Source organism: Micromonospora sp. NPDC049366, from assembly GCF_044466625.1.
Classification (GTDB): Bacteria; Actinomycetota; Actinomycetes; order Mycobacteriales; family Micromonosporaceae; genus Micromonospora.
The window spans coordinates 1-15,746 of record NZ_JBITMV010000024.1; the positions used below are offsets into that span (position 1 = coordinate 1).

Annotated in this window: 12 protein-coding genes and 1 pseudogene; 7 read left to right on the forward strand and 6 right to left on the reverse strand. The window is 73.5% G+C overall.

Features of this window, described 5'->3' with window-relative positions; translation table 11 throughout:
* Positions 1 to 197 precede the first annotated feature (197 nt).
* Positions 198 to 965: pseudogene (locus ACIBTV_RS27900) on the forward strand (IS5 family transposase); the annotation flags it as partial.
* 27 nt (positions 966 to 992) lie between these two features.
* Positions 993 to 1,496: a hypothetical protein gene (locus ACIBTV_RS27905; protein WP_396709736.1), complete on the forward strand. Its 504-nt coding sequence runs from the start codon at positions 993 to 995 to the stop codon at positions 1,494 to 1,496.
* 46 nt (positions 1,497 to 1,542) lie between these two features.
* Here ACIBTV_RS27905 and ACIBTV_RS27910 read toward each other — a convergent pair whose 3' ends face one another.
* Positions 1,543 to 4,575 carry a bifunctional [glutamine synthetase] adenylyltransferase/[glutamine synthetase]-adenylyl-L-tyrosine phosphorylase gene (locus tag ACIBTV_RS27910; protein WP_396709601.1) on the reverse strand — a complete coding sequence of 1,011 codons (3,033 nt, stop codon included), beginning with the start codon at positions 4,573 to 4,575 and terminating at the stop codon, positions 1,543 to 1,545.
* The gene (locus tag ACIBTV_RS27915) at positions 4,575 to 5,342 is read right to left on the reverse strand and encodes a type 1 glutamine amidotransferase (RefSeq protein WP_396709603.1); all 768 of its coding nucleotides are present in this window, start codon (positions 5,340 to 5,342) and stop codon (positions 4,575 to 4,577) included. Before ACIBTV_RS27915 ends, ACIBTV_RS27910 begins: the two co-directional genes overlap by 1 nt.
* A gap of 208 nt (positions 5,343 to 5,550) precedes the next feature.
* Here ACIBTV_RS27915 and ACIBTV_RS27920 point away from each other — a divergent pair, with 208 nt between their 5' ends.
* Together ACIBTV_RS27920 and ACIBTV_RS27925 are read left to right on the forward strand one after the other, a co-directional pair.
* Positions 5,551 to 6,453 (forward strand): LD-carboxypeptidase, encoded by a 903-nt coding sequence (locus tag ACIBTV_RS27920; protein ID WP_396709726.1) that lies wholly within the window; start codon positions 5,551 to 5,553, stop codon positions 6,451 to 6,453.
* 148 nt (positions 6,454 to 6,601) lie between these two features.
* Positions 6,602 to 7,111, forward strand: coding sequence for a hypothetical protein (locus ACIBTV_RS27925; protein WP_396709605.1), 510 nt, complete (start codon positions 6,602 to 6,604; stop codon positions 7,109 to 7,111).
* 117 nt (positions 7,112 to 7,228) lie between these two features.
* Here ACIBTV_RS27925 and ACIBTV_RS27930 read toward each other — a convergent pair whose 3' ends face one another.
* From ACIBTV_RS27930 to ACIBTV_RS27945, 4 genes are all read right to left on the reverse strand, one after another.
* Positions 7,229 to 7,600 carry a VOC family protein gene (locus tag ACIBTV_RS27930; RefSeq protein ID WP_396709607.1) on the reverse strand — a complete coding sequence of 124 codons (372 nt, stop codon included), beginning with the start codon at positions 7,598 to 7,600 and terminating at the stop codon, positions 7,229 to 7,231.
* A 377-nt stretch (positions 7,601 to 7,977) separates the two neighbouring features.
* Positions 7,978 to 8,670 (reverse strand): helix-turn-helix transcriptional regulator, encoded by a 693-nt coding sequence (locus ACIBTV_RS27935; RefSeq protein WP_396709609.1) that lies wholly within the window; start codon positions 8,668 to 8,670, stop codon positions 7,978 to 7,980.
* 36 nt (positions 8,671 to 8,706) lie between these two features.
* The gene (locus tag ACIBTV_RS27940) at positions 8,707 to 9,132 is read right to left on the reverse strand and encodes a DUF350 domain-containing protein (protein WP_396709611.1); all 426 of its coding nucleotides are present in this window, start codon (positions 9,130 to 9,132) and stop codon (positions 8,707 to 8,709) included.
* Between the two features lie 114 nt (positions 9,133 to 9,246).
* Entirely contained in the window at positions 9,247 to 10,596 is a 1,350-nt protein-coding gene (locus ACIBTV_RS27945; protein ID WP_396709613.1) for a glutamine synthetase family protein, read from the reverse strand.
* Between the two features lie 177 nt (positions 10,597 to 10,773).
* Here ACIBTV_RS27945 and ACIBTV_RS27950 point away from each other — a divergent pair, with 177 nt between their 5' ends.
* The 3 genes from ACIBTV_RS27950 to ACIBTV_RS27960 all read left to right on the forward strand — a co-directional run bounded on the left by ACIBTV_RS27950 (position 10,774) and on the right by ACIBTV_RS27960 (position 15,599).
* On the forward strand, positions 10,774 to 12,534 hold the full coding sequence (locus ACIBTV_RS27950) for an NAD+ synthase (RefSeq protein WP_396709614.1): 1,761 nt from the start codon (positions 10,774 to 10,776) through the stop codon (positions 12,532 to 12,534).
* A gap of 191 nt (positions 12,535 to 12,725) precedes the next feature.
* Positions 12,726 to 13,571 carry a 3-methyl-2-oxobutanoate hydroxymethyltransferase gene (panB, locus tag ACIBTV_RS27955; protein WP_396709616.1) on the forward strand — a complete coding sequence of 282 codons (846 nt, stop codon included), beginning with the start codon at positions 12,726 to 12,728 and terminating at the stop codon, positions 13,569 to 13,571.
* A 210-nt stretch (positions 13,572 to 13,781) separates the two neighbouring features.
* Positions 13,782 to 15,599 carry a DUF222 domain-containing protein gene (locus ACIBTV_RS27960; protein ID WP_396709617.1) on the forward strand — a complete coding sequence of 606 codons (1,818 nt, stop codon included), beginning with the start codon at positions 13,782 to 13,784 and terminating at the stop codon, positions 15,597 to 15,599.
* Positions 15,600 to 15,746 lie beyond the last annotated feature (147 nt).

A 15,746-nucleotide genomic window follows, 5' to 3' on the forward strand; every position in this document is an offset into this window, starting at 1 on the left:
CATCCTGCACTGGTCGTACTGGCGGCGAACATCCCAAGCCCGAGCCCGACGATCCCACTACCAGCGCAGACAGGCCAAATGACGTTGGAGTACTAAGAGGTCGCGCAAATAGGTCGGCGGGGCACCGGCGGGTAGGAGACGGGCACAGGCATCAGTGATCATGAAGGTTCCTACGCCTAGTGATCACTGGAACGCCTGTGACCGCTGTCCCATCAGCGCTGAGCGACCCCTTGTCGGACCAATTCGCCGCGCTGCTGCCGCACGACCCGCCACCGATCCGAGCCACCCCCTGGGCTGCCACCGCCGACGCATCGCCGACCGGATCGTGTTCGACAAGCTCCTGCAAGTGCTGCGATTCGGCTGCTCGTACGAGGCCATCGCCGACTCGACCTGCTCGGCCACCACAATCCGCAACCGCCGCGACGAATGGATCAACCTCGGCGTCTTCGCCCAGCTCAAGGCAATCGCGCTCGACGCCTACGACCGCATCGTCGGCCTGCTGCTCAACGACCTCGCCATCGACGGGTGCATCACCAAAGCACCCGGCGGCGGCGAGATCGCCGGGCGATCACCAGTCGACCGCGGCAAGCAGGGCATGAAACGCTCACTGATGGTCGAGGCCCGCAGCATCCCGCTGCGACGCGTCCTGGCCGGCGCCAACCGCCACGACTCCCCGCTGCTGCAAGCCACCCTCGACCGGCTCGGAGACCTCGGTCAACTACCCGACACATCACCGTGCACCTGGACGCCGGCTACGACTCCGCCGCGACCCGCGACCTCCTCGCCGGACGCGGCCTGACCGGCGAGATCGCCCGCAAGGAGTCAAGGCCCCCGTCCAGGCCACCAAACGGTGGCATGTCGAGCGCACGAACGCCTGGCACAACGCCTTCAACCGGCTCCAACGCTGCTACGAACGCAAGGAGACAGTCGTCCACGCCTACTTCGACCTCGCCGACGCCATCCTCAGAGGCAACCACGGCGCACTGAGGGTGATGGCGATGACTCAGCAAAAATTGGTCAGGCATGTTGTTTCACTAGCGGCGGCCGGGCTAGCCGCCGCAAATATTTCCGGCTGCTCAAAACCAGAAAGTTCGGAGCCGTCAAACAAGCCCAACAGCAAATACCAGGAATTCGACGGATACCTGGCGGAGTACAATTCCGCTATCAAAAGCATGACGCTTCCGCGTAATGCAATGTGGGGAGCAGCGCCAACGAGGCCGCCGGAGCCTATGTTGTATGCACGCGGAGTTGGGTCGACGCGAGCAGAGTTGACTTGGTATTGCGCCTGGGAAAAGGAATGGCTGGCGGCCCTGGCCGAAAACCCGCGAAGCGAGCGACACGACTACGCCATCGAACAGCTGGAACGAGTGAGGACGTTGCAGCTTTATCAAGTCGCGCTGGACGAGGAAGGCAGAACTCAAATCGAAAGAAGTCTGGCGGAAGCGCGCAGAGGCAATCCGGCAGCGGTCGAAGCCGACGTCGCGACGAATTGCTGATAGTCGGCCAGAGGACGGGACCAGCCGTCAGCAGTTAAGCAGACTCCTACGCCTCCAAGACGCGCCGGGCGGCGGCGCGGGAGCGGCGGCCGGTGCGCAGATACTCGTCGAGGAACTCGCCCGGGTCGTCGGCACCGAGCAGTCGTACCACGCCGGCCAGCTCCACCCCGTGCCGGGGCAGCTGGTCGCCGGCCCGCCCCCGCACCAGCATCAGCGCGTTGCGGACCTGCGCGGCGAGGGTCCAGCCGGCGGCCATCGCCGTGGCGTCCGCCGGGTCCACCAGGTCGGCGTCCCGGGCGGCCGCGAGCGCGTCGAGCGTACGCGTGCCGCGCAGCGCCGGGACTGCGCCGGCGTGCCGCAGCTGGAGCAGCTGCACGGCCCACTCGACGTCGGCGAGCCCGCCCCGCCCCAGCTTGGTGTGGGTGGCCGGGTCGGCGCCCCGGGGCAGCCGCTCGTTCTCCACCCGCGCCTTGATCCGACGGATCTCGACGATCTGCTCGCGGGTCAGCCCGTCCGCCGGGTAGCGCACCGGGTCGATCAGCGCGACGAACTCGTCGCCGAGGTCGGCGTCGCCGCAGACGAACCGGGCGCGCAGCAGCGCCTGCGCCTCCCACACCCGCGACCACCGCGCGTAGTACTGCGCGTACGCGGCGAGGCTGCGCACGAGCGGACCCTGCCGGCCCTCCGGGCGCAGGTCGGCGTCCACCCCGAGCGGCGGGTCGGGGGCGGGCATGCCGAGCAGCCGCCGCAGCTCCTCGGCGACGCCGTGCGCGGCGCCGCTCGCCGACCGCTCGTCGACCCCGGCCGGCGCGTCGTAGACGAAGAGCACGTCCGCGTCGGAGAGGTAGTTCGACTCGTACCCGCCGAGCCGGCCCATGCCTATGACGGCGAACCGCAGCCCCGGCGGCGTCGGCTGGGCGGCCCGGGCGGTGCGCAGCGCGGCGGCCAGCGTGGCGTCGGTGACGTCGGCGAGCGCCGTGCCCACCGCCCGCACGTCGGCCAGTCCGGGCACCACGGGGTCGGGGCCGTCGGCGCGAGCCGGGGACGGCGTCGGGGCCAGCGAGCCGGCGCGGCACAGCACGTCGGCGCAGGCGATCCGGACGAGCTCCCGGCGGCGCAGCGCGCGTACCGCCCGGGTCGCCTCGACACGGTCGGCGTGCCGGCTCGCCGCCGCGGTGAACCCCTCGTGCAGCACCTCCCGCGGGCGGGCCACCAGCTCGTTCTCCTCGGCCAGCAGCCGCAGCGCCTCCGGTTCGCGGGCCAGCAGGTCCGCGGCGTAGCGCGACGAGGAGAGCACCCGGGCCAGCCGGCGGGCGACCGGGCCGGAGTCCCGCAGCAGCCGCAGGTACCAGGGGGTGCTGCCGAGCTTGTCGGACACCTGCCGGTAGTTGAGCAGCCCCCGGTCCGGTTCGGGGGCGTCGGCGAATTCGCTGAGCAGCACCGGCAGCAGGGTGCGCTGGATCGCCGCGGTGCGGCTCACGCCGCCGGTGAGCGCCTGGAGGTGGCGCAGCGCGCCGGCCGGGTCGGCGAAGCCGAGGATCTCCAACCGGTGTCGCGCCGCCTCCGGGGTGAGGCGCAGGCCGTCGGCGGGCACCCGGGCCACCGCCTCCAGCAGCGGCCGGTACAGCAGCTTGGCGTGCAGCCGGCGTACCTCGGAGGCGTGGGTGACCCACTCGGCGCGGAACTCCTCGACGGCGCTGCGCCCGGGGGTGGCCGTGTAGCCGAGCGCGGCGGCGAGCCAGCGCAGCGCGGCCGGCTCGGTCGGGACGGTGTGCGTGCGGCGCAGGCCCTGCAACTGCAACCGGTGCTCGACGGAGCGCAGGAAGCGGTAGCCGCGCAGCAGCGCCTCACCGTCGGCGCGGCCGACGTACCCGCCGGCGACCAGCGCCCGCAGCGCCGGCAGGGTGCCCGGCGCCCGCAGCGTCTCGTCGCCGCGGCCGTGCACCAGTTGCAGCAGTTGGACGGCGAACTCGATGTCGCGCAGGCCGCCCGGCCCGCGCTTGATCTCGCGTTCCAGCTCCTTCGGCGGGATGTGGTCGATGATCTTGCGACGCATCGCGCGGACGTCCTCGACCGCCTCCGGCCGCTCCGCGGCGCGCCACACCAGCGGGGCCAACTGGTCGATCCACTCCTGGCCGAGCGCCAGGTCGCCGGCGGCCGGGCGGGCCTTCAGCAACGCCTGGAACTCCCAGGTCCGCGCCCAGCGGCGGTAGTAGGCGACGTGACTGGCGAGGGTCCGCACCAGCGGCCCACGGTTGCCCTCCGGACGCAACGCGGCGTCGACCGGCCAGGCGACCAGCCCGCAGACGTGGATCAGCCGGGTGGCGATCGTGGTGGCCGCCGCCAGGTCGTCGTCCTCGGCGGCGACGAAGATGACGTCCACGTCGGACACGTAGTTCAGCTCGTCGCCGCCGCACTTTCCCATCGCCACCACGGCCAGCCGGGGCCGGGGCGTGTCCTCCGGCAGCTCACCGACGGCGATCGCGTACGCCTCGGCGAGCGTGGCGTCGGCCAGCGCCGACAGCGCCGCCATGGTCTGCTCCAGGCCACGGCCGCCGGTCAGGTCGGCCGCCGCGATCCGCAGCAGCGCCAACCGGTAGGCCTGACGCAGCGCGGCGATCGCGTTGCCCGCGGACTCCCCACCCTCGACCGGTTCGAGGCGCCCCTCGGCGGACGGGGCGCAGCCGTCCGGCCCGGTCCGCAGGACGGTCCAGTGGCCGGGGTTGGCGACCAGGTGGTCGCCGAGCGCCGAGGAGGCGCCGAGCACGGCGATCAGCCGCCGGCGCAGACCCGGATCGTCGTGCAACGCGTCCAGCAGCGCCGGGTCGAGTTTCCCGCTGCGGCGTTCCGCCTCGACGATCCGGTGCAGCTGACGCAGCGCCAGGTCGGGGTCCGCCGCCCGGGACAGCGCCGAGAGCAGGTCCCGCGCCCGGTCGTCCACCGGCTCCTGGAGGTCGGGCCGCCACAGGCCCAGGCCGTCCGGCCCGAGCAGGTCGGCGGCCCGGGCGCCACCGTCGCCCTGCGCGGTGCCGAAGCCGTACCGGGCGAGCCGGCCGGGTGCGCTGGTCGGCCGGCTCATCACTGCCCGAGCAACGGCAGGCTGCGGCGGGCGGCGCCCTCGTCCAGCTCGCCGAGGGCCAGCGCGGCGAACCGGGCGGCGAACGGCTGCCAGACCTCCTCGACGTCGACCATCACCGCGGCGCAGGCGGCCACCACCAGCTCCGGGTCGTAACCCAGGTCGGCGAGGAGCGTGGAGTCGGTGGCCCAGTCCGCGATCATGTCGGTGTCGCACTCGATGTGGAACTGGAGCCCCCAGGCCCGGTCACCGAGGCGGAACGCCTGGTGCGGATAGCGGGTGGACGCGGCGAGCAGCGTGGCGCCGCGCGGCAGCTCGGTGATCTCGTCGGAGTGCCACTGGAGCACGTCCGGGATCAGCGGCACGTACCGGAACAGCGGGTCGGCCTCGGCCGCGTCCCGCCGGCCCACCACCGCCGGCCCCACCTCCGGCCCGGACGGGCTGCGCTCGACCTGCCCGGCGTGCGCGGTCGCCAGCAGCTGCGCGCCGAGGCAGATGGCCAGGGTCGGCACCCGGTGCCGCACCGCCTTGCGCAGCAGCCCCTCCACCTTCGGGAACCAGGGCGCGCCGGGCGAGCCGTCCGCCAGCGGGTACGCCTGCTGTTCACCGCCGAGCACCACCAGCGCCGCGTAGCCCTCCAGGTCCGCGGGGAGCTCGTCACCGGCGTGCGGGCGTACGACCCACAGCTCGAGGCCGGCCTCCGTGAGCCATTCGCCCAGCCGGCGCGGGTCGTCGGTCGGGTCGTTCTCGATCACCAACGCGGTTGCCACGCCGTCGAGGCTATCCGGTGACGGCCCGTGTTCCTCGGCGGCTCCGCCGGGCGTGCCGGGGTGCCGGTGCCCGGGACGGGCGCCAGTCCGGCCCGGTCAGCGGCGCCCTGGCCTCGGGCAACTAGGCTCAGCCGCTGTGCCCGACCACACCGCGCCCACCCCGTCGACCGCCGTCCGCCCGCCCGCGCTGCGTCCCGGCGACACGGTGATGCTGGTGTCGCCGTCCGGGCCGACCCGGCCGGAACGGGTCGCCCGGGGCATGGAGCTGCTCACCGGTTGGGGGCTGCGGCCGGTGCTGGCGCCGAACGCGTACGCCCGGCAGGGTTACCTGGCCGGCGCGGACAACCTGCGGGCCGCCGACCTGAACGCGGCGTTCGCCGACCCGCAGGTGCGCGGGGTGATCTGCACCCGGGGCGGCTACGGCGCGCAGCGGGTGGTCGACGACATCGACATGGCGGCGGTTCGCCGGGACCCGAAGGTGGTGGCCGGCTTCTCCGACATCACCGCCCTACAGTTCGCGCTCTGGCGCGGGGCGCGGCTGGCCAGCGTGCACGGGCCCGGTGCGGCGTGGCTGGACGACCGCACTCCACCGCGCTCGGCCGAGTCCCTGCACGCCGCGCTGATGACCACCGAGCCGGTGACCGTGGCCGCGGTCCCCGAGGAGGAGACCTTCGCCGTCCGCGTACCGGGCCGCGCCACCGGCCCGCTCCTCGGCGGCAACCTCTGCCTGATCGCCGCCTCGCTCGGCACACCGGACATGCCGGACCTGACCGGGGCGGTGCTGCTGATCGAGGATGTGCAGGAGCCCCCGTACAAGGTGGACCGGATGCTCACCCAGCTGCGTCGGGCCGGCGCGCTGGACGGTCTCGCCGGAGTGGCCGTCGGACAGTTCACCGACTGCGCGGACGGCTGGTCGGTGACCGTCGCCGACGTGCTCACCGAGCGACTCGGCGACCTGGGCGTGCCGGTACTCGGCGGCCTGCCGATCGGGCACGGCGTCGGCCAGCTCACCGTGCCCGTCGGCACCGAGGCGACCCTCGACACCGAGACCGGAACGCTGACCGTGGCGCCCGCGGTCCGACCAACCGCGGCCAGGGGGTCAGCGGGTTAGGCGGGCCACGCTGTGCCCGGGCAACCGGTTTGTCCGGTCCGGCGGCTGGACTTCCAGCTCGCTGACAGCTTCGCCACGGGTCCCGCCCAGCCTGACTCGTCACCGTCGGTGAGGTCATCGCACCACCTACCGACGAGCTGGAGGAAGCATGTCCCGCACGATCAGGAAGAAGCACCTGCTGGCCGGCCTGGCCACGGCGGGTGTGCTGGGCGTCGGGATCGCGGCGCCGACGATGGCGTTCGCGGCCGACGGGGGCACGCCGACGCCGAGCGCCAGCGCCGACAGCGGCCCGCAGCAGAAGAAGGCCGACCGTCAGTCGGAGTTCGCCGAGGCGCTCGCCAAGGAGCTGGGCGTTTCCACCGACAAGGTGACCGCCGCCCTGGAGAAGGTGCGCGAGCAGCACAAGGCCGACCGGCAGGGTGACCGGCCGGCGCGCCCGTCCGCCGCGGACCGGCAGGCGAAGCTCAAGGAGCGGCTGGACCAGGCGGTCAAGGACGGCAAGCTCACCCAGGAGCAGGCCGACGCGATCACCAAGGCCGTCGAGGCCGGCGTCTTCCCCGGCGGCTTCGGCGGCGGCTTCGGCGGCGGCTTCGGCGGGCCCGGCCACCGCGGCGGTTGGGGCGGCCACGGCGGCCCCGAGGGTACGACCGGCAAGTGAGCCACCGGCGGCCCCGCCCTACCGCAGGGCGGGGCCGCCCCCCTTGATCGACGCCGGTGGGCCCGTCGCGGCGTTCCGCCCGCGTCGGGCCCCGCCAGGTCGCGCCACTGATGTCGATCAGGCGGCCGGCGGCGAGAAGACGCCGATGTGGTTGCCGGCCGGGTCGAGCAGGTGGGCGAAGGTGAGCCCGGCGGCGTTGGTCTTCGCCGGCACGTGCACCTTCCCGCCGGCCGCCTCGGCACGCCGGATGGTCTCGGCGACGTCCGGCACCTCCACGAAGAAGGTCGCGTAGCGCGGCCCGCCCTCGCCCGTGCCGCGGATCGCCCCGCCGCTCCCCCGGCCGGCGCCTCCCTCGGTCGTCCGGTACGACACCCCGCCGGCGCCCACCTCAGTGAACGTCCAGCCGAACAGCTCGCCGTAGAACCGCTGTGCCTCGTCCGGCCGCTCGGCGCCGATCTCGAACCAGGTGACGGCATTGCTGATGGTCATGTGTTGGCCTCCCGTTCCACGCGCCGGCCGATCGACCGGCGCCGTCAGGAGTCAGCCTCGACGCCGCGAGCGACAGCGTCCTGTCGGTGTTTCCGCATGGATCCGCCGGGGCAGCGCTGGCGGACACCGAAGGGACCGCAACGGGCAACCCGGCCACGCCCCGTCGGGCGCGGACTCCGACCACGCGACGGGCGGGACGGGCGAGACGGGCGGGCCGAGAGGGTCTCCCCGACGCCTGTCGAGCTGCCCCAGATGTGGGGCAGCTCGACAGGCTGCCACCCGGACAAGGGCGCGGTGCCGCCCCCCGCCGGAGCGCGCCCCCGCCAGAGCGTGGGCACCGCAGAGCAGCGCGGGCACCGCAGCGGGCGGGCTCGGACTCAGACCAGGGTCAGCGGGCGGACCCGCTCGTGGGGGATGTCCAGGTCGTCGAGGCGCAACTCCCGGGTGACCGTATCGGCGAGCGGGTGCACCGACCCGATCCGGTCGGTGCGGAAGGCACGGACGCCGCCGCGCAGACGACACCAGGCCAGCAGGTACCAGTGGCGGGAGTTGCCGAGGTAGCCCAACGGCTCCACGTCGCGCGTCGAGTCGGCGCCGTCGCGGTCCGCGTACGCGATGCGCAGCACGCGGCGCGCGGCGACCGCGCCGGCGACGGGGGCCGGGACGGGCGTCACCGGTCCGTCGCCGATGAGGTGCACCCGGCCGGCGAGTCGATGCGCCTCCGCGACGTCGGCCGCCCGCATGACGGCGACGAGCTTGCGCAGCGCGGTGCCGGCCGCGGCGGCGAACGGTGTGCCGCGCAGCCGGTGCAGGGCCAGCGCCATCGCGACCGCCTCGCCGGCGGTGAGGTTGACCGGCGGCAGGGTGCGGGCGCGGTCGAGCACATAGCCGCCGGTGCGGCCCGGCTCGGCCCAGATCGGCACACCGGTCTGCTGCAGGGCGCCGATGTCCCGTTCGATGGTGCGGCTGCTGACCTCGAAGCGGTCGGCCAGCCACCGGGAGCTGCGTGGCCGCGGCGAGACCGCACGCAGCTCCTCGACCAGGGCGTAGAGGCGGTCCGTCCGGTTCACACCCCGCAACCTACGTCCGGGGTGTGACGGAACCGGTCAGGCGATGCTGGCGCAGACGATCAGCGCGGCGCCGAAGTGGGTGGCGGCGCTGACCCGGGCCGCCGGGTGCGGCTCGTCGGTGCAGATGATCTCGCCGAGCCGGCCGGGGGTGAGCAGGTCGAGGACGAAGAACGCCAACGCCATGACCCCCAGCCCGAGCAGCCCGAAGAGCACCGTGGACGCGAGCCCCTTGGCGAAGTCGCTGTAGCTGGTCAGGATCGCGGTGAACACGATCGCGGCGACGCCGAGCTGGTTGGCGGTGAGCAGCAGGCCCGCGTTGCGGTTGCGCTGCACCCAGATCAGATCCCGCAGCTTGCCGGGTGTCAGCAGGTCCACGAGCACGAACCCGGCTGCCAGGAGACCGACCCCGACGACTCCGAACACGACGCTCTGCCAGGCCCCGCTGAGCAGATCCTCCAGCACCGACTGCCTCCCGATCTCCTCCGCCCGGCGGGGGTGCCGGCGCGGTGATCGAGACGATAGCGGCACCGCGCCACCGCCGGCAGCCCCGAGTGGGCCACCGGCGGGACAGGCCCCCTAGAGGGACAGGTAGCGCTGCCGCTCGTACGGGGTGACCTCGCGGCGGTACTGCTCCCACTCGGCGCGCTTGTTGCGCAGGAAGAAGTCGAAGACGTGCTCGCCGAGCACCTCGGCGACCAACTCGGACTCGGCCATCACGTCGATCGCCTCGGCGAGGTTCTCCGGCAGCGCCTCGTAGCCCATGGCGCGCCGCTCCGCGCTGGTCAGCGACCAGACGTCGTCCTCGGCGCCCGGCGGCAGCTCGTACCCCTCCTCGATGCCCTTCAGGCCGGCGCCGAGCAGCACCGCGAACGCGAGGTACGGGTTGGTCGCCGAGTCCAGCGAGCGGACCTCGACCCGGGCCGAGTTCGGCTTGCCGTACGCGGGCACCCGGACCAGCGCGGACCGGTTCAGGTGACCCCAGCAGACGTACGCCGGACTCTCCGTGATGCGGTCCGGCAGGTGCTGCGGGAAGAGCCGCTTGTACGAGTTGACCCACTGGTTGGTGACCGCGGTGTACTCACGGGCGTGGGTCAGCAGGCCGGCGATGAAGGACCGGGCGACCTTGGAGAGCTTCATCGGGTCGCCGCCGTCGTGGAACGCGTTGCGCTCCCCCTCGAACAGCGAGAGGTGCGTGTGCATGCCGCTGCCCGGCTGGTCGGTGAAGGGCTTCGGCATGAAGGTGGCCTGCACGCCGGTGGAGAGGGCCACCTCCTTGACCACGTGCCGGAAGGTCATGATGTTGTCGGCGGTGGTGAGCGCGTCCGCGTACCGCAGGTCGATCTCCTGCTGCCCGGGCGCGACCTCGTGGTGGCTGAACTCCACCGAGATGCCGATCCGCTCCAGCGCCAGCACCGCCTGGCGCCGGAAGTCGCGCGCCACCGCGTGCGTGGTGTGCTCGAAGTAGCCGCCGGTGTCGACCGGGATCGGCAGCGAGCCGTCCATCAGGCCGTTCTCGAGCAGGAAGAACTCGATCTCGGGGTGGGTGTAGAAGGTGAAGCCCTTGTCGGCGGCCTTCGACAGCGCCCGGCGCAGCACGTGCCGCGGGTCGGCCCAGGACGGGCTGCCGTCCGGGAGCAGGATGTCGCAGAACATCCGGGCGCTCTCACCGCTGACCCCGCCCTCGAACGGGAAGACCTGGAAGGTGGTCGGGTCCGGCATGGCGACCATGTCCGACTCGAAGACCCGCGCGAAGCCCTCGATCGCCGAGCCGTCGAAGCCGATGCCCTCCTCGAACGCGGACTCCAACTCGGCCGGCGCCACGGAGACGCTCTTGAGCGTGCCGAGCACGTCCGTGAACCACAGCCGGACGAACCGGATGTCCCGCTCTTCCAGCGTACGGAGGACGAACTCCTGCTGACGGTCCACTTCCACCCCTCGTGACACATTTCCCCGCGGCCGGTCGGGCCGGAGCGGCCTGACCGACCAGTCTCCACGGGCCTGGTTACGCCGACGTTACGCGACCGCCCGGGGGCCGTCCTGCGGTGTCCCGCCTCTCCCCCCGCCCACCGTGTCGCGTCCGGAGCGCTGCGGCAAGATGAGGACATGCCCACCCTGCGTATCGCCCTGTCCCAGGTCAACCCGACCGTCGGCGACCTCGCCGGCAACGCACAGCTGGTCCGCGCCTGGACCCGCCGGGCCGCCGACGCCGGCGCCCAGCTCGTCGCGTTCCCGGAGATGATGCTGACCGGGTACCCCGTGGAGGACCTGGTCTTCCGCCGGTCCTTCGTGGCCGCGTCGCGGGCGGCGCTGGAGCGGCTCGCCGCCGACCTGGCGGCGGACGGGTTGGGCGACCTGCCGGTGGTGGTCGGCTACCTCGACGCCGACGGCCCGCCGCAGATCAGCTCCGACGCCGAGCCGGGCCACGGGGCGCGCAACGCGGCAGCCCTGCTGCACCGGGGCGCCGTCGCCGCCACCTACTTCAAGCACCACCTGCCCAACTACGGCGTCTTCGACGAGGACCGCTACTTCCTGCCGGGCGACATGCTCACCGTCGTGCGGGTCGGCGGCGTCGACGTGGCGCTGACCATCTGCGAGGACCTGTGGCAGGCCGGCGGCCCGTTCGCCGCCGCCCGGCACGCCGGGGTCGGGCTGGTCGTCAACATCAACGGCTCGCCGTACGAGTTGAACAAGGACGACATCCGGCTGCCGCTGGTCCGCCGCCGGGCCGCGGAGGCGGGCGCCGCCATCGCGTACGTCAACATGATCGGGGGCCAGGACGAGCTGGTCTTCGAGGGCGACTCGATGATCGTGGGCGCGGACGGCGAGCTGCTGACCCGGGCCCCGCAGTTCGTGGAGCACCTGCTGGTCCACGACGTGGCGCTGCCCGCCGCCGGCGAGCGCCCCGGCGACGACAGCGCGGTCGTCGACGGGATGCGGGTGGTCCGTACGACCGTCAGCGAGAGCCTGCCGGCACCGGCCGGCCCGGCGGCGGTCGGCGGGACGATCGAGCCGGTGGCCGACGAGGCCGAGGTCTGGCAGGCGCTGGTGCTGGGCCTGCGCGACTACGTCAACAAGAACCGCTTCCCGTCGGTGGTGCTGGGTCTGTCCGGCGGCATCGACTCCGCCGTGGTGGCCGCGCTGGCCGTGGACGCGCTCGGGCCCGACCGGGTCGTCGGGGTGTCCCTGCCCAGCCAGCACTCCTCCGAGCACTCCCGGGAGGACGCGGCCGAGCTCGCCAAGCGCACCGGGTTGGACTACCGCATCGAGCCGATCCAGCCGATGGTCGACACGTTCCTGGCCAACATGTCGCTCTCCGGGGTCACCGTGGAGAACCTCCAGGCGCGCGTACGCGGGGTGATCCTCATGGCGCTGTCGAACCAGGAGGGCCACCTGGTGCTGACCACCGGCAACAAGAGCGAACTGGCGGTGGGTTACTCGACGCTGTACGGCGACTCGGTCGGCGGCTTCAACCCGGTCAAGGACGTGTGGAAGACGCTGATCTGGCGGCTGGCGAAGTGGCGCAACGTGGACGCCGAGCGGCGCGGCGAGACCGCCCCGATCCCGGAGAACTCCATCGGCAAGCCGCCGAGCGCCGAGCTCAGCCCGGGGCAGCTCGACAGCGACACCCTGCCCGACTACGACGTGCTCGACCCGATCCTGATCGGCTACGTGGACGGCGACCTCGGCCGCGACGGGCTGGTCGAGGCGGGCCACGATCCGGCGGTGGTCGACAAGGTGCTGCGGATGGTGGATACCGCCGAGTACAAGCGCCGCCAGTCCGCCCCGGGCACGAAGATCTCGATCAAGGCGTTCGGCCGGGACCGGCGGCTGCCGATCACCAATCGCTGGCGCGAGGACGGCTGAGCTCTCCCGGCCGCCGACGGCACCGTCCCGGCGGGCCGGGCAGGCCGGGCTGCTCGGGCGAGCCGGGCAGGCCGGGCGAGCCGGGCGGGAGTGAAATCCTGCACTGCTCCCTGCCGCCGCCGGGTCGTCCGGTGCGACGATCGCGGTGGAACCCGGGGACCGCGCAGGCGGCCTCGAGGAAGGAGAGAGTCATGGTGGAGTCCACCCCCGCCGAGGTGACCGCCCTCTACGGCGGGCCGGCGACGCGACGGGTCCGCACCCGCGACCTGATCGCCGCCAAGGAGCGTGGCGAACGCTGGCCGATGCTCACCTCGTACGACCAGTACACGGCGTCGATCTTCGACCAGGCCGGCATTCCGGTGCTGCTGGTCGGCGACTCCGCGGCCAACAACGTGTTCGGCTACGAGACGACCGTCCCGGTGACCGCCGAGGAGCTGCTTCCGCTGGTACGCGCGGTGGTCCGCGCCACCCGGCAGGCACTGATCGTCGGTGACCTGCCCTTCGGCTCGTACGAGGAGGGGCCGACCCAGGCCCTGCGCACCGCCGTACGGTTCATGAAGGAGGGCGGCTGCCACGCGGTGAAGCTGGAGGGCGGCCGGCGCTGCGCCGCGCAGATCGCCGCGATCACCGGCGCCGGCATCCCGGTGATGGCCCACATCGGCTTCACCCCGCAGAGCGAACACGCCATCGGCGGCTACCGGGTGCAGGGGCGCGGCGACGCCGCCGAGGAGGTCATCGCCGACGCCCGGGCGGTCGCCGAGGCCGGCGCCTTCGCCGTGGTGCTGGAGATGGTGCCCGGCGAGGTCGCCAAGCGGATCACCAACGACCTGCACATCCCCACCGTGGGCATCGGCGCCGGCCCCGACACCGACGCCCAGGTCCTGGTCTGGCAGGACATGGCCGGCCTGCGCAGCGGCAAGACCCCGCGCTTCGTGAAGCGCTACGCCGACCTGGCCGGCACCCTGACGGACGCCACCCGCCGGTTCGCCGACGAGGTGCGCGGCGGCGACTTCCCGGCCGCCGAACACACCTTCTGACCGGGCGCGGGGGGGGGGGGGGGGGCCCCCCCCCCCCCCCCCCCCCCCGCGGGGCCGGGGGGGGGGGGGCCCGCCCCCCCCCCCCCCCCCCCCGCGACCCTGACCGCCTCAACGGGGCCCGCGGCGAGCCGGCCCCGGACCTCGCAACCCGACCGTGGTCCACTTCGGCCGCCGGAATGTGTCGTACAGGCGTTCTAGTCTGTCGATGTGATGGACGAGCTGACGCGGGCGCAGACGGCCATCCGGCCGTGCCACGACGCGGCGGTGTGGGCCATGCCCGAGCAACATCTGGTCGAAGCGTTGGACGCTGTCCATCGGCTGGAGCAGCGCCTGGCGGCGCTCAAACTGGCCGTGGTCCGGGAGCTCGACGGCCGGGGCACCGCGGCCGCCCAGGGCGCGACGTCGACCGCCGTGTGGCTGCGTGACCGGCTGCGCCTCACGGTGCCTGCCGCCCGCCAGCTGGTCGAGCTCGCCGCCGCCCTGGCCGACGGACCGTCCGCGGTGCGCGACGCGCTCGCCGAGGGCCGGGTCGACGCGGCGCAGGCCCGCGTGATCGCCGACAAGACCTCCGCCGTCCGCGCGGAGGCCGGCGAGGCCGCCGCCGACAAGGCCGTGCACCTCCTGGTCGAGTGGGCCGCGGAGTTCGACCCCGGCCTCCTCCGCAAGCTGGGCAGCCGGATCCTCGACCACGTGGCCCCGGAGTTCGCCGACGCCGCCGCCGGTCGGGCGCTGGCAGCCGAGGAGGCCCGCGCGGCGCGCGACCGCCACCTCACGCTCTCCGAGCTGCGCGACGGGCGACTCCGACTCACCGGCAGCCTCGACGCCGAGACGGCAGCACTTCTCCGCGCCGCCGTCGACCCGCTGACCGCCCCGTCCGGCCCGGACGACGTCCGCTCACCGGGACAGCGCCGCCACGACGCACTGGGCGACGTCTGCCGACTCGCCCTGCGCACCGGCGAGTTACCCGAGCGCGGCGGGGAGTCGGCGCAGCTCGTGGTCACCACGTCCTACGACAGCCTCACCCGACAACTCGGCGCCGGCACCCTCGACACCGGCGCGACGCTGACAGCCGCAGCGGTCCGCCGACTGGCCTGCGACGCCGCGGTGCTGCCCGCCGTCCTCGGCGGCGCCGGTCAGGTGCTCGATGTGGGCCGGCAACGTCGGCTCGTCTCCGGGGCGTTGCGCCGCGCACTCGTGATCCGCGACGGCGGCTGCGCCTTCCCGGGCTGTGACCGCCCGCCGCGCTGGTGCGAAGGTCACCACCTGCGCCACTGGGTCGACGAAGGCGAAACCAGCCTGGCCAACGCGGTGCTGCTCTGTCGTCACCACCATCGGCAGGTGCACCACCACGGCTGGCAGGCACGGCTCGCCGGCGACGGGCACCCCGAGTTCGTCCCGCCCGCCTGGCTGGACCCGCGCCAACGCCCCCGCCGCAACCGCCTACGCCGAAGGAACACCGCATCGTCAGGCGCCCCTCCCACCACACCGGTGGGCCGGCACCATGCGCCGGGCGGGCTGCACGCCGTCTTCGACGTCCCATCCCGAAGCCCGGTGCGCGCTCCGAAGACCACGGCACGACCAGCCGCGCCCATCGCAGCCTCGACAGCCGCGCCGCCAACGGCGCGGGCACCGTCGACGCTGCCGGCAGCGTCGACGGTGCCCGCGCCTTCGGCACTGCCTGTGCCTTCGACGGTGCTCGCACCATCGACAGTGCTTGCACCATCGACGGTGCCGGCACATCCAGCGGCGCCCGCACATCGCGCGGAGGCGGCACATCCAGCGGCGCCGGCAAATCGCGCGGTGCCGGTGCATCCAGCAGCGCCCGCACAACGAGCGGAGGCGGCACATCCAGCGGAGGCGGCACATCCAGCGGCGCCCGCAAATCCAGCGGAAGCGGCACATCCAGCAGCGCCGGCAATTCCAGCAGCGCCGGCAATTCCAGCCGCACCGGCGCTTTCGGCAAGGCGGGCAAGACCGACCGGCGGTCGCCCACCGCGCAACCCCTCACCCCGACGGCGTCCGCCATGACCGACACCGTCACGACGCGCCGACACGGCCGCCCGCAAGGCACCGGGCGTTGGCGGTGCCGTCTCCCGCGGCCGCTGAACTGTCGGCACTGCCGGTGGCTGGGGCACCTTCCAAGCGCCGCCGAGCTGTCGGTGCCGCGGCCGGGCG